Source organism: Nocardia sp. NPDC050793, from assembly GCF_040654065.1.
In the GTDB taxonomy this organism is placed as follows: Bacteria; Actinomycetota; Actinomycetes; order Mycobacteriales; family Mycobacteriaceae; genus Nocardia.
Genome location: NZ_JBFAHG010000005.1, coordinates 1 through 22,124, shown reverse-complemented (window position 1 = coordinate 22,124; position 22,124 = coordinate 1). Strand labels below are relative to the sequence as shown.

Genomic DNA, 22,124 nt, shown 5'->3' with positions numbered 1-22,124 from the left:
CGGGTCAGGCGAGATGGTCGGTGGCCAGCCCGCGAAGCAGCGGACCGTACTCCGGATGCGCGAGCGCCGAGGCGAACTGCGCGACCAGGTAGTCGCCGGGGTTGCCGGTGTCGTACCAGCGACCGCGGATCACCTGGCCGAACACCGGATTGTCCGAGGCGTGCACGTTGATGGCATCGGTCAGGTAGACCTCGCCGGTCCGGTGCTCGTACCAGGCGGCGGTCTGGCGGCGCAGTTCGTCGATGATCCCCGGGGTCACCACGTAGCCGCCGATGGCGGCGTAGGCCGACGGCGCGTCCTCGGGCTTGGGCTTCTCCATGAGCCCGGTGATGCGCAGCAGGCCGTTGCCCTGGTCGTCGGCGACGACCGGGACGCCGTAGCGCTTGGACTCGGCCGGGTTCATCGGCATCAGCGCGAGCACCGGCGCGGCGGTGGCCTCGTAGGCGTCGATGAGCTGCTGGGCGCGCGGCACCTCGGCGACGAACACGTCGTCGGGCCAGAGCACGAGCATGGGCTCGTCCCCCGCGTTGCGGGCGGCGTTGAGGACGGGGGTGCCGTTGCCGTAGGGGCCATGCTGGTCGAGGTAGGTGATGTGGCCGAGGCGGGACAGCTCTCCGACCTCGGCGACGGCGTCGGCGTAGGCGGTCTTTCCGTCCGCGCGCAACTGCGCGACCAGGGCCGGGTTGGGCCGGAAGTGATCCTGGATCAACGACTTTCCGCCGCTGACGACGATGGTGATGTCGGTGATGCCCGAGGCGACCAGCTCACGGACTGTGTGCTCGATGACCGGCTTGTCGCCGACCGGCAGCATCTCCTTGGGGATGGCCTTGGTCAGCGGGAGCAACCGGGAGCCGATACCGGCCGCCGGGATGACTGCCTTGCGGATCTTCATGAGTCCGATCATCACATACGAACCGATAGGCAACGCGCGATCCCCGCTCTTCGGCGTCGTGTCGGAAATAGCTGGTGCGCGAGGTATCGGCCCTGGTCACGGCCGCCGAAGCGGTGCGGTCGCCCGGGGTGCCGAGCGGTACGGGCGCACAGCAGATCGACAGCAATCCGAGAGCCACCGCACGGTTGCCGCCGGGGCGGACCTGTCGGAGGGGTGGCGTAGATTCCCGGTCGTGCGGACCGATCGAGCGACGGAGCAAGCGGCGATCGGCCGCACCTCCCGGCGTTGGGTGCTGCATATCGATATGGACGCGTTCTTCGCCTCGGTCGAACAGCTGACCCGTCCGACGCTGCGCGGCCGTCCGGTGCTCGTCGGCGGGACCGGCGGGCGTGGCGTGGTCGCGGGCGCGAGTTACGAGGCGAGGGTGTTCGGCGCGCGCTCGGCGATGCCGATGCACCAGGCGAAACGCCTGGTCGGGGTGACGGCCGTGGTGGTGCCGCCGCGCGGCACGGTCTACGGAGTGGTCAGCGGGCGAGTGTTCGAGGCGCTGCGCAGCCGCATTCCGGTGCTGGAGACGCTCTCGTTCGACGAGGCGTTCGGCGAACCGGAGGAATTGGCGGGCGCCGACGCGGATCGGGTCTACGAATTCTGCGCTGAGCTGCGCGCGCTGGTGCGCGAACGCACCGGCCTGGTCGCCTCGGTCGGCGCGGGCAGCGGCAAACAGCTCGCCAAAATCGCCTCCGCCCTGGCCAAACCCGACGGCATCCGCGTCATCTCGCCGGGCGAACAGCAGAGCCTGCTCGCGGGTCTCCCGGTACGCAAGCTGTGGGGGATCGGGCCGGTGGCCGAGGGCAGGCTGCGTTCGGTCGGCATCGAGACCGTCGGCGCGTTCGCCGCGCTGCCCGAATCGGAGGCCGTCTCGCTGCTCGGCGGTAGTGTCGGCGCCGCGCTGCATCGACTGGCCCGCGGCATCGACGACCGGCCGGTTGCCGAGCGCGCCGAGGCCAAGCAGATCAGCGCCGAGAACACCTACGAGACCGACATCGTCACGCTGGCCCAGCTGCGGCCCGCGATCGAGACCATGGCGGCGGCCGCGCACGCCAGGCTGGGCAAGGACGGCAGGGCCGCGCGCACCGTGGTGCTCAAACTCAGGAAGTCGGATATGAGCGTGGTGACGCGCTCGTTCACCCTGCCCTACGCCACCACCGATCTGGCCACGCTCACCACGGCCGCCAAGCGGTCCGCGATCGATCCGGCCGAACTCGGCCCGATCCGCCTGGTGGGCGTGGGTTTCGGCGGGCTGTCGACCGTGCGGCAGGAGTCGCTGTTCCCGGAGCTGGATCAAAGCCCGGCGGACGACACGCTCGACACCGAGTGGGAATCGAGCGAGGCCGCCGCACTCGCGGCGCCCGCCGCCGATTCGAGCCCGTCGGCGCGCCTCTGGTTTCCGGGAATGGATGTGTCGCACCCGGATCACGGGCACGGATGGGTGCAGGGCGCGGGACACGGCGTGGTCACCGTGCGGTTCGAGACCAGCTCGACAGGGCCGGGCCCGGCGCGTACCTTCAGCGCCGACGACATCAGTCTGTCCCGGGCGGACCCGCTCGGCAGTCTGCACTGACCGGTAGCCTGATGCCTCGGGCAGTGCCGCCGCGCTCGGTGGACGCTGCCGCGGTTACGACACGGACCCTCCTCGAACGCAAAGGACGAGCAGTTGAAGCTTCGTACGACTGGACGCATCGCGATCGCTGGCCTCGCCATCGTCGCCAGCCTGGGCATGACCGCCTGCGGTGGCGACGACTCGAGCGAACCCGCCAAGCCGGCCAAGACGACGACCAGCGCCAAGGCCACCGCCGCGGCGAACCTGCCCGCGGTCCCGACCGCGGCGGAGCTGAACGCACAGCTGCAGAAGGCGCTCGACCCGGCGGTACCGGCCTCGGAGAAGCTGGAGATGGTGCAGGGCGCCGAGGCCGACCCCGAGCTGCCTGGCCGGCTGGCCGAGGCGTACAAGCAGAGCGGCGCCTCCGTCCAGGTGACCGAGGTGACCGCCTTCGGCGACACCATCAACGCCAAGGCCAAGATCGTGCTGAACAACCAGGAGAACATCGCGGACGTGCCGTTCGTCGCCGAGAACGGCAAGTGGAAGGTCCAGAAGGCGTGGGCCTGCCAGATGCTGACCGCGCTGGGCCAGCAGTCGACCGCCTGCGCCTGATTCGCGTCGTCGCGGCTCGGACCGGATCCGGGCCGCGACATCCCGATGCCGCCCGGCCCTGCGGGCCGCTTCGCAAGTGAGAAACGCCAGGCCAGACGGGTTTTTCGAGGTGATCCCGATACCGGGGCGCGGCCAATGGGTTTCGTTCTCAGATTCGATCGTTAGTATCTGGCGTCGTGGCTGACACGATGGTGTGGGCGGGGCAGCCGTCCGTCGAGAATTCCAGACCTGGGACGGCACAACGGAATACGAGCGGACGATGGGCGCGACCCGTCGCGTTGATCGCGGCGCTGGTCGGCGCACTGTGCGCGGTCGCGGTGCCTCTGCTCCCGGTGCGGGTGGACGCGGCGACGCTCTCGTGGCCGCAGGCGGGCTCGGCGCGCAGCGTGGAGGCGCCGCTGGTGGCGTACACGCCGCTGACCTTCGATGCGACCCTGCCGTGCGCGGCCATTGGCCAGCTGGCCGTCAAGGGCGGCACCCTCGCCGCCACCGCGCCCAACGGCGCGCCCGACCACGAGCGCTACGGCTTCCTCGCCCGGGTGACCACACCCACCGCCGACGCGCCGGCCCGGCTCGACGTCATCCTGCGCAATCAGGCGCTGCTCAGCACGCCGGTCGATCAGCTGCCGCCCGGCTGCGAGCTCATCGTGCACGCCGACACCACCACGGCCACAGCGACCATGGCCGGATTCGAGGCCCCCGGCTTCCCCGTGACGCTGACCGGTGACTACCGCCCGCAGGTGGTCGGCATCTACAGCGACCTGGCCGCCGCCGACGGCGCGACGGTCACCGCGGAACTGGACACCCGCTTCTCCTCTGCTCCGACCCCCGTCAAGCGGGTCGCCATCTGGCTCGCGGTGCTGGCCACCCTCGTCGGCCTCGTCGCTCTCTACCGAATCGACCGCGAGGACGGCAGGCGTGCCCGCCGCCTGCTGCCGCAACGTTGGTGGACGTTCTCGGTGCTGGACGGCGTGGTGCTCGGCGTGCTGGTGCTCTGGCATTTCATCGGCGCCACCACCTCCGACGACGGCTATCAGTTCGGTATGGCGCGCGCGTCCGGCACGGCGGGCTACATGGCCAACTACTTCGCCTACTTCGGTGTGCCCGAAAACCCCATCGGCACACCGTATTACGACCTCATCCGAATCATGAGCGAGGTGACGACCGCCAGCCCGTGGGTGCGCCTGCCCGCGTTGGCGGCGGGCGTGCTGCTGTGGCTGCTGCTGAGCCGCGAGGTGGTGCCGCGGCTCGGGGTCGCGGTGCGGAACGACAAGGTCGCCCTGTGGACCGGCGCGCTCGGCTTCCTCGCGGTGTGGCTGCCGTATGACAACGGCCTGCGCCCCGAACCCCCTGTCGCGCTGGGGCTGCTGCTCACCTGGTGTTCGGTGGAGCGGGCGATCGCCACCCGGCGGCTGCTGCCCGCCGCGCTGGCGATTCTGATCGCGGCGTTCACCGTGACGGCGGGTCCGTCCGGTCTCATCTGCATCGCCGCGCTGCTGTCCGGCCTGCGCCCGGTGGCGCACATAGTGATGGACAAGGTGGGCGCGGCGGGGAGCGTTCGGCAGCGCCTGCTCGGCTACGCGACGCTGCTCGCCCCGCTCGGCGCGGCCGGTGTGGTCGTGCTGGCGATCGCGTTCGCCGACCAGCCGCTCACCGCCGCCTTCGAGATGCAGCGGGTGCACCACGCCATCGGTCCCGACGTGCCGTGGTTCCAGGAGTACCTGCGCTACCAGTACCTGTTCCAGGGTGAGATCGACGGTTCGGTCGGCCGCCGGATCGGCATCCTCGCGATGCTGATCGGCATCCTGGTGTGCGTGGCCGTGCTGCTGCGCAAGGGCGGGCGCATCCCGCTGACTGCCGCGGGACCGTCCCGGCGCATCCTGGGTACCACGGTCGGCGCGCTGCTGATGATCATGGTCACGCCCACCAAGTGGACCCACCACTTCGGCGTCTACGCCGGTGTCGCCGGGTGCGTCGCGGTGCTGACCGCGATGGCGGTCGGGCCAACGGTGCTGCGGTCGCCGCGCAACCGCGCGCTGTTCGCCGCCTTGATCGCGTTCCTGCTGGCGCTGGTGTTCTCCGGGCCCAACGGGTGGTGGTACGTCTCGTCCTGGGGCATGCCCTGGTGGGACAAGCCGCCGACGATCGCCGGGGTGATGCTGAACGAGCTGTTGCGCCTCGTCGCCTTCACGCTGTTGGCCGTCGCCGCCTGGTGGCACGTGCGCGCGCCGAGACCCGGTACCCCGCAGCGTGTTTCGCGATTCGGATGGCGGGTTTCGCTGCTGCCTCCGTTGACCATCGCGCTGGCGCTGCTCGTGGTGTGGGACCTCGGGTCCTTCGCGAAGGCCGCGGTGGCGCAGGGCCAGTCGTTCTCGCTGGCGCGCTCGAATATCGAAGCGGTGACGGGCAAGCCGTACGGGTTGGCTGGGCACGTCCTGGTCGAGACCGATCCGAACGAGGGCATGCTCGCGCCCCTCACCGGCGACGCGCAGAGCACGTTCGCGGGCAGTGCGACCGGTTTCACGCACGGCGGCGTGGCCGAGGACCTGCGACCGGACGACGAGGGCAGCAGCTCCACCGGCAGCATCGCCGACGCGCTGAGCACCAAGTCCTCTTCCGAGGACGAGGCAGGAACCGCCACCGCCGCACTGCCGTTCGGTCTCGATCCGGCCAGGGTGCCGGTGCTCGGCAGTCACCGCTCCGGCGACGCGGGCCCCGCCGAGCTGACCACCGGCTGGTACCGGCTGCCCGACCCGCGCGACCGGGCCGGGATCATCGCGCTCAGCGCCGCGGGCCGGATCTGGTCGGTGGACGCCGACGGTGTCGTGACACCTGGCCAGTCGGTGCAGATCGAATACGGCGCAACCGATTCCGGGTCCACCGCACAGCCGATGGGCCGGATCGTGCCGATCGACATCGGTCCGGCGCCGTCGTGGCGGAACCTGCGGGTGCCGTTCGCCGAGATCCCGGCGCAGGCCGACGTGATCCGTGTCGTCGCGGTCGACCGTGACCGCAACCCGAAGCAGTGGCTGGCTCTGACGCCGCCTCGGGTGCCACGGACCAAGACGCTGAACGAAGTGGTGGGCGCCACGCCCGCACTGGTGGACTGGATGGTGAGCCTGCAATTCCCGAACCAGCGCCCGTTCGATCACCGAGACGGTATCGCGGAGATCCCCGGCTACCGCATCCTGCCGGACCGCCCCGGCGCCGCCGTCACCAACCTGTGGCAGAGCCACGACAGCGGCGGGCCGCTCGGCTGGACCGGAATGCTTTTGCGCGCAAGGACATTGGCTACCTACCTGAACGAGGACTGGGACCGTGACTGGGGCGATCTCCAGGTGCTCACGCGCATCGACGACAGCGCCGTTCCGGCCGAGCCCGCGATCACCCAGCGCGATCATTCCGGGCTGTGGAGCCCGGGGCCGATCAACACGAACTACTGAGGTCGCCGACTCAGGGGGCGGAGACGTCGCTGGGCGTAATCGGAACCCGGGTGCGCCGACCGTGCCGGGTGCGCAGCAGGGCGTCGGTAGTGAAGATCGCGAGCGCCGCCCAGATGAGCGCGAAACCGGCCCAGCGGGAGGCGGGCATCGGCTCGTGCACGACGGCGACGCCCCACGCCATTTGCAGCGCCGGGGTCAGGTATTGCAGCAGACCCATGGTGGACAGCGGAACCCGCTGCGCCGCAATGGCGAACAGCAGCAGCGGCACCAGCGTGACAGGTCCGGTCGACATCAGCAGCCCGGCGTGCCCGGCGCCGGAGGTGAACGCGCTGCGGCCGGTGACGAGCAGCACGACGACGAAGGCGAGTGCGAACGGCGCGGCGACGAGGCCCTCGGCGGCGATGCCGCGCAGCGCGTCGAGCGGGATGACCTTCTTCACCAGCCCGTACAGCGCGAACGAGCAGGCCAGCGCGAGCGCGATCACCGGCGGCCTGCCGTAGTCGACGGTGAGCACCGCGACCGCGGCCGCGCCGAGCCCGAGCGCCGCCCACTGCGCGGGCCGCAGCCGCTCGCGGAAGATGATCACGCCGAAGCAGACGGTCACCAGCGGATTGACGAAATACCCGAGCGCGCACTCCACCACGTGCCCCGAGGTGACGCCGTAGACGTAAACGCCCCAGTTGATCGAGATCGCCGCCGAGGCCAGCGCGGCCAGCCGCCAGGTCCGGGCGTCGATGCCCGCCATCTCGCGCAGGCGTCCGGTGACCACCAGCGCGACGAGCGCTACCGCCAACGTCCAAAGGATCCGCTGCGCGAGCACTTCCACCGCACTGGCGAAGGCGAGCAAACCGAAGAACGCGGGAAACAATCCCCAGATCAGATAGGCACTGGTGCCGAAGGCAACACCGGGGATGGATCTGTTTCGCCGCACCCGTGCCAGGCTAACGGGCGGCCGCTGTTCATGGGATGAATGACCGGCGAACGTCCGCCCGTGCTCCGGCCGTGCGCAGTCTAGTTAGGCTGGCCACCATGTCGATAACCGTGCAGGCATCGGGCGCGACCGGACTCACCGGGGCGGAGGTCGAGCAGCGATGCCGCGACGGGCTCACCAACGACGTACCGGACCGAGCCAGCCGTTCGGTCCGCGAGATCGTCCGCGCCAACGTCTTCACCAGGATCAACGCGATCCTCGGTGTGCTGTTCGTTCTGGTGCTCTCGACCGGTTCGATCATCGACGGCATGTTCGGCTTGCTGATCGTGGCCAACAGCGCCGTCGGCATCATTCAGGAGATCCGGGCCAAACGGACGCTGGACCAGCTGGCCATCGTCAGTCAGGCCAAGCCGACGGTGCGCCGCGACGGCGTCGCGCAGCAGGTGGCGCCGAAGGACGTGGTGCTCGACGACCTCATCGAGCTCGGTCCCGGCGACCAGATCGTGGTCGACGGCGTCGTCGCGGAGTCCGCCCTGCTGGAGATCGACGAATCGCTGCTCACCGGCGAGGCCGACCCGATCGACAAGGCCGTCGGCGCCGAGGTGATGTCGGGTAGCTACGTGGTGTCCGGCTCCGGCGCGTACCGGGCCACCAAGGTGGGACGCGACGCATACGCCGCGAAGCTTGCCGAGGAGGCGAGCAAGTTCACCCTGGTGCACTCCGAATTGCGCAGCGGCATCGACAAGATCCTGAAGTTCATCACCTACCTGCTGATCCCGGCCGGTCTGCTCAGCATCTACAACCAGCTGTTCTCCAGCGGTGAGAGCTGGCGGCCCGCGGTGACCGGCATGGTGGCCGCGCTGGTGCCGATGGTGCCCGAGGGCCTGGTGCTGATGACCTCCATCGCGTTCGCGGTGGGCGTGGTGCGGCTCGGCCGCCGCCAGTGCCTGGTCCAAGAGCTGCCCGCGATCGAGGGCTTGGCCCGCGTCGACGTGGTGTGCGCGGACAAGACCGGCACGCTGACCGAGAACGGCATGCGGCTGTCGGACATCAAGATCCTGGACGGCTTCGACGACGGCGCGGTGCGCCGCGCGCTGGCCGCGATGGCGGGCGACGACCCGCGCCCGAATGCGAGCGTGCAGGCCATCGCCGAGGAGCTGACCGACCGGCCCGGGTGGCAGTACACCGCGGTCGCGCCGTTCTCCTCGGCCAAGAAGTGGAGCGGCTTCTCCTATGGTGAGCACGGCGACTGGCTGCTGGGCGCGCCGGACGTGCTGCTCGACCCGGATTCCGAGGACGCGCGCATGGCCGAGGAGCTGGGCTCCTCGGGCCTGCGCGTTCTGCTGCTCGCGCAGAGCGACCGCCCGGTGGACGCGCCGGACGCGCCGGGCAGGGTGAGTCCCGCCGCGCTGGTCGTGCTGGAGCAGAAGATCCGCCCCGACGCTCGGGAGACGCTCGACTACTTTGCCAGTCAGGACGTTTCGATCAAGGTGATCTCCGGCGACAACGCCGTCTCGGTGGGCGCGGTGGCCTCCTCGCTCGACCTGCCCGGCGGCGAGCACGCCGTCGACGCGCGCCGATTGCCCGAGGACCCTGAACAACTCGCCGACGTGCTCGACCACGAGACCACCTTCGGCCGGGTCCGTCCGGATCAGAAGCGCGCCATGGTCGGTGCGCTCCAGTCGCGCGGGCACACCGTCGCGATGACCGGCGACGGCGTGAACGACGTGCTGGCGCTGAAGGATTCCGATATCGGCGTTGCCATGGGCGCGGGCAGCCCGGCGACCCGCGCGGTGGCGCAGATCGTGTTGCTGGACAACAAGTTCGCGACGCTGCCGTACGTCGTCGGTGAGGGCAGGCGGGTGATCGGCAACATCGAGCGCGTCTCGAATCTGTTCCTCACCAAGACCGTGTACTCGGTGCTGCTCGCGTTCCTGGTCGGTCTGGCGGGCGTCGGCTCGCAGATCTTCGACTATGACCCGATCGGCTATCCGTTCCTGCCGCGCCACGTCACCATCGCCGCCTGGTTCACCATCGGCATTCCGGCGTTCATCCTGTCGCTGGCCCCGAACAACGAACGCGCCCGCACCGGATTCGTCTCGCGCGTCATGCGTTTGGCGATTCCGTCCGGCGTGGTGATCGGCGTCGCGACGTTCGTGGCGTACCTGATCGCCTACGCGGGTCCGGAAGCCACCGAGACGCAGAAGGAGCAGGCGGGCACCACCGCGCTCATCACCCTGATCATGATCGCGATGTGGGTGCTTGCCATCGTTGCCCGCCCGTACGTGTGGTGGAAGGTGGTGTTGATCGGGGCGTCCATGGCGGCCTACGTCGTGTTGTTCACCGTGCCGTTCACCCGCGAGTTCTTCAAACTGGACCCGTCCAACGCGGCGCTCACCACGGCGGCGTTCGTCTGCGGCGCGGTCGGCATCGTGTTTGTGGAGGCGATCTGGTGGATCAGCGCCGCACTGCACGGCGAGCAGCGCAGGCTCATTCCCGCCTCGCCCGGCGGCAGCGCATGACTCGGTAGACCTGTCCGGCAGCATCCCGAGATGCCTTGTGCGAAGCGGTCATTCGGAGTTGGAGTACCTTCTCCGACTATGGAGGTACTGCTGCACCAGATCGACGCGTTCGCCGACGCACCGTTCTCGGGTAATCCGGCGGCCGTGATGCCGCTGACGTCGTGGTTGCCGGATGAGCTGCTGCAAAACCTGGCCGAGGAGAACAACCTCGCCGAAACCGCCTTCTACACCTCGCAGTTACCCGCGGAGGCGGTCGGGCCGCCCGGGGATCACCCGGCGTTCCACCTGCGCTGGTTCACCCCCGCGGCGGAGGTCGACCTGTGCGGGCACGCGACCCTCGCCGCCGCGGCCCAGGTTCTCGAGGACATGCATCCCGGCGCCGACCGGGTGAGCTTCTTCACCAGGAGCGGTTGGCTGCACGTGGATCGCACCGACGACGACGAGTACGTGCTGGACCTGCCGACGGTGACGTCCGTCGAGGTCGAGCCGGACCCGGCGCTGGTGGCGGCGCTCGGCGTGGCGCCGGTGCGCGCCTTCTCGGGCACCGACGAGGTCGTCGTGCTGGCCTCCGAAGACGAAGTCCGTCGCGCTCGTCCGCTGCTGAGCGCCTTTCCACCGCTGCCGAGGGCGGCCGTCCTCACCGCCCCCGGCGCGGAAGTCGATTTCGTCTCACGGGTTTTTGCGCCAGGCCTCGGCGTGCCGGAGGATCCGGTCACCGGATCGGCCCACGCCCAATTGGTTCCGCTGTGGGCCGCCGAGCTCGGTCGCACCGAGCTGCTGGCCCGTCAGCTGTCCCGCCGCGGCGGCTCCCTGCGCTGCGCGCTGGTCGACGATCGCGTCCTGCTGTTCGGCCGCTGCCGCCGCTACCTCGACGGCGTGGTGACCCTGCCCGACTGACCGGTCGTGCCGCGGTGGGCGGACCTCCGCCTACGCTCCTGCCATGCGCGGACTGACAACGGACTGCGGTCCGCCCGGCTCTCGCCGCGACGAGAGCCACCGCGGACGGGATCTACCGTGCTGACACCGTTTCCGGCTGCCTGGGCGGCGGCGCGACGGCCGGACGCGACATCCGGGATGGCCACCACACCCGGTCTCCCGCGATCAGCGTGAGCGCGGGGACCAAGACGGAACGGACCAGCAGGGTGTCCAACAGGACGCCGAAGGCCACCGCGAACCCGAGCTGGGCCAGCGAGACCAGCGGTAGCGTCACCAGAACCGCGAAGGTGGCGGCCAGCACGACGCCCGCGGAGGTGATCACCCCGCCGGTGACCGAGAGGCTGCGCAGCATGCCCTGCCCGGTGCCGTGCCGCACGGCCTCCTCCCGCGCCCTGCTGACCAGGAAGATGTTGTAGTCCACGCCGAGGGCGACGAGGAACAGGAAGGCGAGCAGGATCAGCCCGGAATCGAGACCGCGGAATCCGAACAGGTGCTCGAAGGCGAAAACGCTTGCGCCGAGCGCCGATCCGAACGACAGCACCACGGTGAGCACCAGCCCGACCGGTGCGGCCAGCGACCGCAGCAGCAGGCCGAGTACCGCGGTGACCACGAGCAGCACCAGCGGGATCACCAGGACGCGGTCGCGGGCGGAGGCCTCGGCGGTGTCGTGGTTCGCCGCGCTCGGTCCGCCGACCACCGTGCCGGGCGCGACCTCGCCGAGGGTGTCGCGCAGCCGCTCGATGGTCGCGTACTCGGCGGCGGAATCGGCCGGGTCGCGCGGGATCGCGGTGATCTCGCCGACGGCGGTCCCGGACCGGCCCGCTTCGACCGCGCCGATGCCGGGGTCCTCGGCCACCGCTCGCAGCGCGGCGTCGCGAACGTCGTTGGGCGCGAAGATCAACAGCGGCGTGCCCGCGCGATCCGGGAAGTGCGCGGCGACCAGTGTCTGTCCGCTGACCGACTCCGGGGCGTTCACGAACTGGTCGGCCCGGCCGAGCGCGGCGGTGTTGCCGAGCAGGCCCAGGCTCAGCAGCGCCAGCACCGCGACGGAGGCCAGCGCCGACACCACCGGTTTGCGCGCGATGGTCGCGCCGATCCGGTCCCAGAGCGTCGGCGCCGCAGTCGTCTCGGTCCGCACCCGCGGGATTCGCGGCCAGAAGATCCACCGCCCGCACACGACGAGCAGCGCAGGGAACAGCGTCACCAGCACCGCGAGCGTGCACACGATGCCCGCCGCGCCAACCGGGCCCATGCCAGCGGCGTTGTTCATGTCGGCGGCGAGCAGGCACAGCAGACCGAGGCTGACGGTGGCCGCCGAGGCCGCGATGGCGGGCACCGAGCGCCGCAGCGCGGCAAGCATCGCCTCGGCCACGTCGGCGCGCTGGTGCAGTTCCTCGCGGTAGCGCGCCACGATCAGCAGCGCGTAATCGGTGCCGACGCCGAACACCAGAATGGTGAGTACCGCGGCGCTCTGGTCGTTGACGGTGACGTCGAACGTCTCGGCCAGCCCGTAGACCGCGGCCATGGACAGCACGTTCGCCCCGGCGACCGCGATCAAGGGCACCAGCCACAGCAGCGGGCTGCGGTAGGTCAGCAGCAGAATCACGGTCACCACCAGGGCCGTCACCAGCAGCAGCCGCTCGTCGACGCCCTCGAACGCGCCCTCGAAATCCGCTTGCAGCGCACCGGGTCCGGTGACCTGCACGGTGAGTCCGGCGGGATGCTCGGTGACCATCGCGCGGAACTCCGCGATGTATTCCGCCGACTCTCCGTGGGATTCGCCGACCGCGACCGGATACATCAGCGCCTGCCCGTCATCCGATGGCAGCGGTCGCTCGGGTCCGCCCTGCGCGCCGTATTTCGCGCGCAGCGCGGCGTAGTGGGCGGCGGCGGTGGCTCGGTCGGTCTCGGTGATGCCGCTCGCGCGGTGATACACCACCACGAACACGTTCTCGACGCCGCCGGGCAGACCCGCTTCCAGTTCGGCCGCCATCGTCGACTGCGCCGAGGCCGGGAGGTAGTCGGTCTCCCGGTCGGATTTCACGTCGTCCAGCGCGCCCGCCCACGGTGTCAGCGCGGCGAGCACCGCGATCCACAGGCCGATGAGCAACCACGCTCTGCTCTTCGTTCCCATCACTGTCTCCTCGTTTCGGACATGGCAAGCAGCGTCGCGGGAACGCGGGCCCGAAGCGTCCGCCCGGGGAAGGCTGTTGGAGATACGCCGCGCGGAGTACGCAGGTCCCGGCCGGCTGCACGACAATGACGGGATGAACAGACGGTGGGTGGCCGACGGCGCGCTGGCCGGTGCGCTGCTGATCGTCGAGCTGATCGCCGCGGGGCCGCTCGCGGATCCGCGCCCGCTGGACGCCTTCGGCGCGGTGCTGCTCACGCTGGCGACGGCGGTGCTGGTGGCGCGCCGCACCTGTCCGATCGGGGTATTGCTCGCGCACCTGGCGGTGGCGATTCCGTACCACGCCAACGAATTTCCGCACGAGGCCATCATCCCCGCGACCATCGTGGCGCTCTACACGGTGTCCAGGTACGGCAACCGGGCGCGCACGGCGCTGGTGATCGCGGGGGTTCTCCTGTTCGGCGTCGGTGGAATCTTGCTGTCGCGCACCGAAAACGAGAACACCGCGCTCCAGGCATTCGGCGCCATCGGCTGGATCGTGCTGGCCTGCGTGGCGGGCGAGGCCGTGCGGTTGCACCGCGCCTACATCGCCGAGGTGCTGGACCGGGCCGAGCGCGCCGAACGCTCGCGCGACGACGAGGCCCGCAGACAGGTGGCGGAGGAACGGCTGCGCATTGCCAGGGATCTGCACGACCTGCTCGCCCACACCATCACGGTGATCCAGGTGCAGGCGGGGGTGGCCGCGCACCTGCTCACCGAAGGCCGGGCCGAACAGGCCACGGTCGTCGCCGCCCTCGACACCATCGCGGACGCATGTGCCGACGCGCGTGCCGAATTGGCCGCGACCGTTGGCTTGCTGCGCACCCCGGGCGGGGAACCGCGCGGCCCGCTGCCCGCGCTGGCGCAGCTGTCCGCGCTGGCGGAACCGGCCGAGGCGGCGGGCGTCGTGGTCGAGTTCGAGACGCTGGGCAAGGTGCGTCCGCTCGCGCCGACCGTCGAGATGGTCGCCTACCGGATCGTGCAGGAGGCGCTCACCAATGTCGCCAAGCACTCGCGGGCCACCCGCGCGGCGGTGCGCCTGGACTACGGGGCCGATCGGCTGATCGTGCGGGTCATCGATGACGGCTGCGGAACCACCTATGGCGCACCGGGTTTCGGTATCCGCGGCATGGTCGAGCGGGCCGAAGCGGTCGGGGGTTCGCTCCGGACGCTCGGCACGGGAGATGGTTTCGCCGTCACCGCCGAGCTGCCGATTCCCGAGGCGCCGGAAGAAGTTGGAGCGGTGGTTGATTCGCCGCGACCGTCGGACGAGGCGCGGCGAGGCGGCACGCAGGTACCGCCAGGCGACCGCAGCCGATCCGATGACGGGGACGCAGGCCGAGGCGGGACGGGTGACGACGGGGACGGCGGCAGCGGGAGGGTGCGCGGCATCGCGGGTGGCGGTGGGCTCGGTTTGCGCGGCGGCGATCGGAGCGAGACCGCCGGAGTCGCTTCGTGATTCGGGTGCTGCTCGCCGATGACCAAGCCTTGGTGCGCGGCGCGTTCGCGCTGCTGGTCGCTTCCGCGCCCGATATGACCGTGGTGGGGGAGGCGGCGACCGGGCGCGAGGCGGTGGAGCTGGCTCGTACCGAACGAGCCGACGTGGTGGTGATGGACATCCGTATGCCCGATCTGGACGGCATCGCCGCGACCACGTCGATCGCCGCCGACGAGAACCTCGCGGGCGTCCGAGTGCTGGTGCTCACCACCTACGACACCGACGACAACGTGCTGGCCGCCCTGCGCGCGGGTGCGAGCGGATTCCTGATCAAGGACACCAAGCCCGCCGCGCTGCTGGACGCGATCCGCACGGTGGCGGCGGGGGAGGCGCTGCTCTCGCCGAGCGCGACCGCCGCGGTCATCGCGCGGGTCCGATCCGCGCCGGATCCCGCGCCGCGCCCGGCGCTCGGCGCACTCACCGATCGCGAGCTCGATGTGCTCGTCCTCGTGGCGCGCGGTCTGACCAACGCCGAGATCGCCGAGACGCTCGTGCTCAGCCCGCTGACCGTGAAGACGCATGTCAGCCGGATCCTGGCGAAACTGCTTGCCCGCGACCGTGTTCAGCTCGTCATTGCGGCTTACGAGGCGGGACTCGTCACGCCCGCCACCTGAGGCATCGGCTACGGACGGCACCACAGCGGCGACCGCCTCGCCGGGCCCTGCCGGGCGGCGACGAGGCCGCAGGCGGCGCCACAGCGGCTACCGCCTCACCGGGCGGCGACGAGGCCGCAGGCGGCGCCACAGCGGCTACCGCCTCACCGGGTGGTGACGAGGTCGCGGGGCGGCGCCACGGCACGCTACCGCTTTGCCGGGTGGTGACGAGGTCGCGGATGCGCGACAGCGCGCCGGGAAGCGACGAGGTAGGGGTCTTCGGTGCGATCACCGCGGGGGCGGTGCGGCGATCTCCAGGTGGCGGCCCGTCAGGAATCGGGGACCGGGGCGTTGTCCGGTCCAGGGATGACGGTCTCGGTGTGCTCAGGCAACAGCGGGCTCACTGCGAAGTGGCCTGCCACGGCGTCGGCGGGCAGCGCTTCGACCGCGCGGATGCCGTTGGCCGAGGCGAGGTCTCGGAGTTCCGGCAGGGTGCCGCGGACGACCAGGCCGACCGCGCAGGCACATCCGGCCCGCAGGCGAGATATGGAGACCGTCATGATCCGGGTATAGCGCTCGTCGATCGGACCGGTGTTCGCCAGCTGATCTTGCACCTGCCACGCGGCCGCGTCGGCGGACGCCACGGCCACCGCAGCGCCCGCGGGGACCTGCACCGCGACCAGCGGCGTCTGCACGCCAGGTATCGGAACGCGGTGCAGCACTTGCCCGATGCGCAGTCCACCGCTGTGCGCGGGGATCGCCGGTGGGGCAATCGGTTCGGTGAACGAGACCAGCGCCCAGTGCCGGTCGGCATCGGTGCCGGAGAGCGAATCCCCGGCGCGGGCAAGGTAATCGGCGACCGGTTCGGCGCGATCCGGGCCGAGCCGGTCGGTGCCGACGCCGAGCTCGCGCGGCGGATTCATGGCACCGAGCACGGCCATGAACGCGATGACGCCGACCGCCAAGACTCCAGCCAGCGCGGCGCGCACGATCCGTGTCCGTCGCCCGCGTCCGCGGTCCGCCACCTCGACGTCCGCGTGATCCGTTGCCGGGCGTCCCTGGGACTCCGCTGGGCCGGGGTGCCCAGGATCGCTCTCGCCATCAGGGTCCGTCCCTCGCGCGGGATGGCCTCCGACGGCGGAGTATTCGGGTCCGTCGGAGTCGTCGCCCTCGCGACGTTCCGCACCGGACCCGGACCGCTCACGCATTGCGCAGGACGTCCAGCGCGTTCTTCAGATCGTCCGGGTACTCGCTGGTGATCTCCACCCAGCGTCCGTCCGCGGGATGGTGGAAGCCAAGGGAGCGGGCGTGCAGCCACTGCCGCGCCAGGCCGAGGCGTTCGGCGAGACGCGGATCGGCGCCGTAGGTGAGGTCGCCGCAGCAGGGATGCCGGATCGCCGAGAAGTGCACGCGAATCTGGTGGGTGCGGCCGGTTTCCAAATGGATGTCGAGCAAGCTGGCGGCCTGGAACGCCTCGACGGTGTCGTAGTGGGTGACGCTGGGCCTTCCGTCGGCGGTGACCGCGAACTTCCAGTCGTTGCCCCTGGCGCGGCCGATGGGGGCGTCGATGGTGCCGCTGCTCGGATCCGGATGCCCCTGCACCAGTGCGTGATAGCGCTTGTCGACGGTGCGCTGTTTGAACGCCCGCTTGAGCACGGTGTAGGCGTGCTCGGACTGGGCGACCACCATCACACCTGAGGTGCCGACGTCGAGCCGGTGCACGATGCCCTGGCGTTCGTGCGCTCCGGAGGTGGAGATCCGGTACCCGGCGGCGGCCAGCCCGCCGACCACGGTCGGGCCGGTCCAGCCGACGCCGGTGTGCGCCGCGACGCCGACCGGCTTGTCCACCGCGACGATGTCGTCGTCGGCGTAGAGGATCTTCATGCCCTCCACCGGCTCGGCCTCGATGGTGAGTTCGCGCTTGGGCTCGGGGAATTCGACCTCCAGCCAAGCCCCCCCGACGAGCCGGTCGGACTTGCCCGCGGGTATGCCGTCCAGCTGCACCGAGCCCTCGGCGGTGAGCGCCGCCACCGCGGTGCGCGAGAGTCCGAGCAGCCGGGAGAGGCCCGCGTCGACTCGCATTCCGTCGAGCCCGTCGGGCACCGGCATGGTCCTGGTCTCTCTCATGCCGCGTTCTCCTCTCCGGTGCCGCCGGACGTGTCCTTCTTCGGCTCCTCGTTCTTCGGTTCGTTCCCGGCGGGCGGATCGGCCTGCGCCGTCGCGGCCCGCTCCTCGTCCGCCGCGCCGCGCCCGGTCCTGGTGCCGTCGGGTTCGAAACCGAAGACCGTCAGCACCACGAGCAGGATCGCGCCGCAGACGATCGCCGAGTCGGCCACGTTGAACACCGGCCACCAGCCGATCGCGACGAAGTCGACGACGTGACCCTGCAACGGACCCGGCGCGCGGAACAGCCGGTCGATCAGGTTGCCGAGCGCGCCGCCGAGCACCAGGCCGAGGCCGATCGCCCACCACAGCGAGCGCAGCGTGCGGCCGATGCGGATGACGCCGATCACCACGGCCGCCGCGACCAGCGTCAGCAGCCAGGTCATGCCGGTGGCCATGGAGAAGGCCGCGCCCGGATTGCGCACCAGGGTGAAGCGGGCGAAATCGCCGACGAGGTACACCGGCTCGCCCGGCTCCAGCGTGGCGACCGCGATTGTTTTGGTGAGCAGGTCGAGGCCGAACAGCACCGCGGCGATGATCAACAGGGTCCGCAGCCGTAGCGGCTGGGTCGTCTGCTGCGTCGGGTCGGCGGTGTTGTCCTCGGGCGGCCGGTCGTCACTCACGCCGATCATCATCTCTCGAGCGCCCGGCGCGCCGCGCCGCGCCTCCTCGTGGCGTGTTCGAACGCACACGGCGGCGCGCGCGGCGAATGTCCCAGCTGACACTCAGGAAGCGGTCGTACCCTGTTGCTCGTGACGGTGTTGTCTTCTTCTCACCTGCCCCGGTTCGCGCGCTCGAGCGTCTTGCTCGTCGTGCTCGCGGTGGGGCTTTCCGCCTTCGGTGTCGCGTGCAGCGACGACGCCGAGGCGCCCGCTGCCACCGAGGGCACCGAGCCGCTCGGCATCGGCAAGGAAGTGACCGTGCCGATCTCGGCCTCGGCCGCCACGCTCATCGAGCCAGGCGCCGAGCCGCGCGAAGTGCTGCGGCCGCATTTCGTGGTCGGGACCGACCAGCGGGTGACCTTGCGCACCGATCACCGCATCGAACAGCAGATCAACGACCAGCCCAAGCGCGACTTCTCGACGCCCGCGCTGACGATTCCGATGACCGCGGAGACAAGCACCGAGGGGGTCGACCTCGTCATCGGCGCCGTGTCCACCCCCGACCCGCTGCTGAACAAGGCGCTCACCGCCGCCGACGGCTCGCACGCTGGCTTCGACTTCAGCGACGACGGCGCCATCACCGCGCTGCGGCTCGCGCCGTCGCCGGACACCTCCAACGCCGCCCGCGCCGCCCTGGAGCAGGCCTTCTACCAGGCCGTGTACCGCTCGATCATGTTCCCCGACGAACCGGTCGGCGAGGGCGCGGTGTGGACCGTGCACCAGGAGGTGACCGGCGGCGTGACGCTCGACCAGGTCACCACCGCGACGCTGACCGAGCGCGACGGCGACCGGCTCACCATCCAGCTGAACGTGACGCAGACGCCGAAATCCGCGCAATGGTCGCTGCCGAACAACGCGGGCACCCTCGACATCGAGGACTACGTGATGCAGGGCACCGGCACCATCACCGTCGACCTGGGCCTGCCGCTGCCGGTGGCCGGGTCCATCACGGTCGGCGGGCATCAGGCCTACCGTGACCCGCGCACCGCGAGCATGCTGCAGCAGACCATCACCACGCAGGTCTCGTGGGCGGAGTGAGACGCGCGCTGCTGTCGGCGGCGGCGGGCGTGACCGTCGTCGCGGGCTGCGGTGCCGAAGACGAGCAGCCGTCCCTTCCCGCGTTGCCGCCGCTGGGTCCCGTCGTGGCGGCCGCGCCGGTGACCGGTTCCCCGACAACCGATCCGGAGGAGCTGGCTCGGCGTCTGCTCGGTCCCGCCGATCTGCCCGGCATGACGCCGGTGCTCGATACCCGCGGTCCGGGGCAGCCGGACCAGGCCGGCCCGATCGCCGAGACGCGGCCGGCCCAGTGCGCGCGCGTGCTGCTGCCGCTGGCCGAACAAGGCACCGAACCGCTGACCTGGAACACCGTCGCCTACAACGGTCCGAACTTCTCCAGCATCGATATCGATGCCGCGAGTTATTCTCCGGAGAAAATATCGGCGGCCTTTTCCGCGGTGCAGCAGACATTGCGCGAATGCACCGAATATTCCGGCAACGACGCGGAGGGGACGGCGATCGAATACCGGCTCGGCGCGCTGGACCAACCGTCCGTCGGCGACGCATCGACCGCGTTCCAACTGCGCACCGCCAGCGCGGGGTTCACGCTCGTCTCGATCGTCTCGATCGTTCAGGTCGGTCCGGTATTGGCGCAGGTCACGATTACCGCGCCGGAATCCGTCGAGCCCGCGGCGCTGACCGATCTGACGGCCGATCAGGTGGCCAGGTTGCGTGGCGTCGCCGGGCCGTGACACAAGATCATCCGGCCGATCGGGCGATTTCGGGTGCTTTTCGGGAATAGGCTCGCCCTGTCCGACAAAACGCCTCGACCGGAGGTCTCCCATGTCCGATGTGAAGCCCATCCCCGACGGATATCCGGCGGTGTCGCCGGGCCTGGCGATCGACGGCGCCGCGGCCGCGATCGATTTCTACAAGCAGGTGTTCGGCGCGACGGAGCGGATGCGCATGCCGCGCCCCGACGGCAAGATCGCGCACTGTGAGCTCATACTCGGCGGTTCGGTCATCATGCTCGGCGATCCGGCGCCGGACATGGACTTCCTCGATCCCAAGACGGTCGGCGGCACACCCGTCAACCTCTACGTCTACGTCGAGGACGCCGACGCCGCCTTCGCCGCCGCGCTCGCGAGCGGAGCCAGGGAGCTCACCCCGATGACCACCCAGTTCTACGGCGACCGCAGCGGTGCGTTCGAAGACCCGTGGGGACACCGCTGGACGGTGGCCACCCACGTGGAGGACATCTCACCCGAGGAGATGGACCGGCGCATGGCGGAGATGTTCGGCGACGCCTGAGTTCATCCGGCGACGACCGAATCACCCTCCACGCGAACGGTTCTGGACGCCAGCGGCCGTTGGGCCGGCCCGGTGACGACCGAGCCGTCGAGACCGAACTTGCTGCCGTGGCAGCGACAGTTGACGGTGCCGCCCGCCACTTCGCCGACCCGGCAGCCCGCGTGCGTGCAGGTGCTGTCCAGGCCGACGAAGACGCCCGCGCTCGGCTGGGTGACCACCGTGTCCCCGGCGATCACGCCGCCGCCGACGGGTACGTCGGCCGTCTTGGCGAGAACGGTCGGACCGCCGGATTGCTCCGCGGGCGTGCGGGCAGATGCCGCCGCGGATTCGTTGTCGCCTCCGGTGCCGCAGGCCGCGAGTGCGGTGGCGGCCAGTGCTCCGGCGCCCGCCATCATCGTGCGGCGGTCCAGCGTCGGAAGGTCGTTGTCCATGTCGCTCCGTTCGGACGATGCCGCCGTCGGCCCGCGACAATCGGCCGCCGCGGGCAAGTCCCCGCGGGCCGCGCATTTCCGGTCGACGGCGGCGAATTCGGTGCTGCCGCAGCGATACCGGGCGTCGAGCCGCCCGACATCGCTGTGCACTGATCACGTCACGGACCGGGCGACGGTTCAATCGTCGGGGTGTGATCGGGGCGACGGCGGGCTGTGGGCGACGCCGCGGCCATCCGTGCGCACGGGATCGGTGGTCGGTTTCGGCCTGCATCGGATGACGCCACCGGAATTGCGAGGCGACTTCCAGGATTTCCCCGGCTGGCGGCGCGGTGTCCGGGAGGTGCTGGATCTGGCGCTGACGCGCCACGGCGGACCGGTATTCGCTTCGACCGAACGGCAACGAGTTCGGCTGGGCGGCGGACCCGAGCCCCTCATGTGCTCGGGTACGCCGCCCAGCCGCCGGGTTCAGCCGCGCGCGATGGCCTCGAAGACCTTCGGGTCGACGAGGGTGGAGGTGTCGCCGAGTTCGCGGCCTTCGGCGACGTCGCGGAGCAGGCGGCGCATGATTTTGCCGCTGCGGGTTTTGGGGAGTTCGGGGACGACGTGGATTTCGCGTGGTTTGGCGATGGGGCTGATTTCGCGGGCGACTTCGGTTTTGAGTTCGTCGATGAGTGTGTCGCCGGTGTTTTTGGCTTCGGCGGTGAGGATGACGAAGGCGACGATGCCTTGGCCGGTGGTGGTGTCGGTGGCGCCGACGACGGCGGCTTCGGCGACGCCGGAGTGTCCGACGAGGGCGGATTCGACTTCGGCGGTGGAGATGCGGTGGCCGGAGACGTTCATGACGTCGTCGACCCGGCCGAGCACCCAGAGCGCACCGTCCTCGTCGACCTTTGCGCCGTCACCGGCGAAGTACCACCCGGCGGCGGCGAAACGCGCCCAATAGGTTTCGCGGAAGCGCTGCATGTCGCCCCAGATGCCGCGCAGCATGGACGGCCACGGCTGGTCGAGCACCAGAAGCCCGGAGTTGCCGCGATCGAGGACGGCGCCGTCGTCGTCGACGACCGCCGCCGAGATGCCCGGCAGCGGGGCCATGGCGGCGCCGGGCTTGGCCGCCGTCACTCCGGGGAGCGGGGAGATCATGATCGCGCCGGTCTCGGTCTGCCACCAGGTGTCCACGATGGGAGTGGCGTTCGCGCCGACGACCTCGCGGTACCAGCGCCACGCCTCGGGATTGATCGGCTCACCGACGCTGCCGAGCAGCCGCAGCGAGGATAGGTCGTGCGCGGCGGGGATCTCCCGGCCCCATTTCATGAATGTGCGGACGAGGGTGGGGGCGGTGTAATAGGTGGTGACGCGGTATTTTT

General features: G+C 70.5%; 18 protein-coding genes. 10 read left to right on the top strand and 8 right to left on the bottom strand.

Annotated elements, in window-relative coordinates:
- Nucleotides 1-4 precede the first annotated feature (4 nt).
- A complete protein-coding gene (locus AB0H50_RS18140) occupies nucleotides 5-892 on the bottom strand; it encodes a UTP--glucose-1-phosphate uridylyltransferase (protein ID WP_357453579.1) in 888 nt (295 codons plus the stop codon).
- A 232-nt stretch (nucleotides 893-1,124) separates the two neighbouring features.
- Here AB0H50_RS18140 and AB0H50_RS18135 point away from each other — a divergent pair, with 232 nt between their 5' ends.
- From AB0H50_RS18135 to AB0H50_RS18125, 3 genes are all read left to right on the top strand, one after another.
- The gene (locus AB0H50_RS18135) at nucleotides 1,125-2,513 is read left to right on the top strand and encodes a DNA polymerase IV (protein WP_357453577.1); all 1,389 of its coding nucleotides are present in this window, start codon (nucleotides 1,125-1,127) and stop codon (nucleotides 2,511-2,513) included.
- Between the two features lie 93 nt (nucleotides 2,514-2,606).
- Entirely contained in the window at nucleotides 2,607-3,104 is a 498-nt protein-coding gene (locus AB0H50_RS18130) for a hypothetical protein (protein WP_357453575.1), read from the top strand.
- A 176-nt stretch (nucleotides 3,105-3,280) separates the two neighbouring features.
- Nucleotides 3,281-6,547 carry an arabinosyltransferase domain-containing protein gene (locus AB0H50_RS18125; RefSeq protein ID WP_357453572.1) on the top strand — a complete coding sequence of 1,089 codons (3,267 nt, stop codon included), beginning with the start codon at nucleotides 3,281-3,283 and terminating at the stop codon, nucleotides 6,545-6,547.
- A 10-nt stretch (nucleotides 6,548-6,557) separates the two neighbouring features.
- Here the strand turns inward: AB0H50_RS18125 and rarD are convergent, their stop codons facing one another.
- Nucleotides 6,558-7,478: an EamA family transporter RarD gene (rarD, locus tag AB0H50_RS18120; protein ID WP_357453569.1), complete on the bottom strand. Its 921-nt coding sequence runs from the start codon at nucleotides 7,476-7,478 to the stop codon at nucleotides 6,558-6,560.
- Between the two features lie 98 nt (nucleotides 7,479-7,576).
- Between rarD and AB0H50_RS18115 the strand changes: the two genes are divergently transcribed.
- Together AB0H50_RS18115 and AB0H50_RS18110 are read left to right on the top strand one after the other, a co-directional pair.
- Nucleotides 7,577-10,000: a cation-translocating P-type ATPase gene (locus AB0H50_RS18115; RefSeq protein WP_357453566.1), complete on the top strand. Its 2,424-nt coding sequence runs from the start codon at nucleotides 7,577-7,579 to the stop codon at nucleotides 9,998-10,000.
- Between the two features lie 78 nt (nucleotides 10,001-10,078).
- Entirely contained in the window at nucleotides 10,079-10,897 is an 819-nt protein-coding gene (locus tag AB0H50_RS18110) for a PhzF family phenazine biosynthesis protein (RefSeq protein WP_357453563.1), read from the top strand.
- Between the two features lie 112 nt (nucleotides 10,898-11,009).
- Here AB0H50_RS18110 and AB0H50_RS18105 read toward each other — a convergent pair whose 3' ends face one another.
- Entirely contained in the window at nucleotides 11,010-13,070 is a 2,061-nt protein-coding gene (locus AB0H50_RS18105) for an MMPL family transporter (RefSeq protein WP_357453560.1), read from the bottom strand.
- 133 nt (nucleotides 13,071-13,203) lie between these two features.
- Here AB0H50_RS18105 and AB0H50_RS18100 point away from each other — a divergent pair, with 133 nt between their 5' ends.
- Together AB0H50_RS18100 and AB0H50_RS18095 are read left to right on the top strand one after the other, a co-directional pair.
- On the top strand, nucleotides 13,204-14,565 hold the full coding sequence (locus AB0H50_RS18100) for a sensor histidine kinase (RefSeq protein ID WP_357453558.1): 1,362 nt from the start codon (nucleotides 13,204-13,206) through the stop codon (nucleotides 14,563-14,565).
- On the top strand, nucleotides 14,562-15,218 hold the full coding sequence (locus tag AB0H50_RS18095) for a response regulator transcription factor (protein WP_357453555.1): 657 nt from the start codon (nucleotides 14,562-14,564) through the stop codon (nucleotides 15,216-15,218). The genes AB0H50_RS18100 and AB0H50_RS18095 overlap by 4 nt, the downstream gene beginning before the upstream one ends.
- A gap of 308 nt (nucleotides 15,219-15,526) precedes the next feature.
- Here the strand turns inward: AB0H50_RS18095 and AB0H50_RS18090 are convergent, their stop codons facing one another.
- The 3 genes from AB0H50_RS18090 to lspA form a co-directional block, all read right to left on the bottom strand.
- On the bottom strand, nucleotides 15,527-16,186 hold the full coding sequence (locus AB0H50_RS18090; RefSeq protein ID WP_357453552.1) for a hypothetical protein: 660 nt from the start codon (nucleotides 16,184-16,186) through the stop codon (nucleotides 15,527-15,529).
- 211 nt (nucleotides 16,187-16,397) lie between these two features.
- Entirely contained in the window at nucleotides 16,398-17,324 is a 927-nt protein-coding gene (locus tag AB0H50_RS18085) for an RluA family pseudouridine synthase (RefSeq protein ID WP_357453549.1), read from the bottom strand.
- The gene (gene lspA, locus AB0H50_RS18080) at nucleotides 17,321-17,995 is read right to left on the bottom strand and encodes a signal peptidase II (protein WP_357453546.1); all 675 of its coding nucleotides are present in this window, start codon (nucleotides 17,993-17,995) and stop codon (nucleotides 17,321-17,323) included. The genes AB0H50_RS18085 and lspA overlap by 4 nt, the downstream gene beginning before the upstream one ends.
- 117 nt (nucleotides 17,996-18,112) lie before the next feature.
- Here lspA and AB0H50_RS18075 point away from each other — a divergent pair, with 117 nt between their 5' ends.
- From AB0H50_RS18075 to AB0H50_RS18065, 3 genes are all read left to right on the top strand, one after another.
- Complete coding sequence (locus AB0H50_RS18075) at nucleotides 18,113-19,060, top strand: hypothetical protein (protein ID WP_357453543.1); 948 nt, start codon at nucleotides 18,113-18,115, stop codon at nucleotides 19,058-19,060.
- Nucleotides 19,057-19,770 (top strand): hypothetical protein, encoded by a 714-nt coding sequence (locus AB0H50_RS18070; RefSeq protein ID WP_357453540.1) that lies wholly within the window; start codon nucleotides 19,057-19,059, stop codon nucleotides 19,768-19,770. The genes AB0H50_RS18075 and AB0H50_RS18070 overlap by 4 nt, the downstream gene beginning before the upstream one ends.
- A gap of 91 nt (nucleotides 19,771-19,861) precedes the next feature.
- Nucleotides 19,862-20,329, top strand: a complete 468-nt coding sequence (locus AB0H50_RS18065; RefSeq protein WP_357453538.1) for a VOC family protein — start codon at nucleotides 19,862-19,864, stop codon at nucleotides 20,327-20,329.
- Nucleotides 20,330-20,331: 2 nt separating this feature from the next.
- Here AB0H50_RS18065 and AB0H50_RS18060 read toward each other — a convergent pair whose 3' ends face one another.
- Together AB0H50_RS18060 and AB0H50_RS18055 are read right to left on the bottom strand one after the other, a co-directional pair.
- Nucleotides 20,332-20,760 (bottom strand): Rieske (2Fe-2S) protein, encoded by a 429-nt coding sequence (locus tag AB0H50_RS18060; RefSeq protein ID WP_357453536.1) that lies wholly within the window; start codon nucleotides 20,758-20,760, stop codon nucleotides 20,332-20,334.
- Between the two features lie 465 nt (nucleotides 20,761-21,225).
- Nucleotides 21,226-22,124: AMP-binding protein (locus AB0H50_RS18055; RefSeq protein ID WP_357453534.1), on the bottom strand; the 899-nt coding region annotated here is incomplete at its 5' end.

What these genes read in the sequence shown, in the direction of transcription:
- AB0H50_RS18115 (WP_357453566.1), top strand. Translation starts at nt 7,577, where the DNA reads ATGTCGATAACCGTGCAGGCATCGGGCGCGACCGGACTCACCGGGGCG.
- AB0H50_RS18105 (WP_357453560.1), bottom strand. Translation starts at nt 13,070, where the DNA reads ATGGGAACGAAGAGCAGAGCGTGGTTGCTCATCGGCCTGTGGATCGCG.
- AB0H50_RS18060 (WP_357453536.1), bottom strand. Translation starts at nt 20,760, where the DNA reads ATGGACAACGACCTTCCGACGCTGGACCGCCGCACGATGATGGCGGGC.
- AB0H50_RS18140 (WP_357453579.1), bottom strand. Translation starts at nt 892, where the DNA reads ATGAAGATCCGCAAGGCAGTCATCCCGGCGGCCGGTATCGGCTCCCGG.
- AB0H50_RS18110 (WP_357453563.1), top strand. Translation starts at nt 10,079, where the DNA reads ATGGAGGTACTGCTGCACCAGATCGACGCGTTCGCCGACGCACCGTTC.
- AB0H50_RS18085 (WP_357453549.1), bottom strand. Translation starts at nt 17,324, where the DNA reads ATGAGAGAGACCAGGACCATGCCGGTGCCCGACGGGCTCGACGGAATG.
- lspA (WP_357453546.1), bottom strand. Translation starts at nt 17,995, where the DNA reads ATGATGATCGGCGTGAGTGACGACCGGCCGCCCGAGGACAACACCGCC.
- AB0H50_RS18065 (WP_357453538.1), top strand. Translation starts at nt 19,862, where the DNA reads ATGTCCGATGTGAAGCCCATCCCCGACGGATATCCGGCGGTGTCGCCG.
- AB0H50_RS18100 (WP_357453558.1), top strand. Translation starts at nt 13,204, where the DNA reads ATGAACAGACGGTGGGTGGCCGACGGCGCGCTGGCCGGTGCGCTGCTG.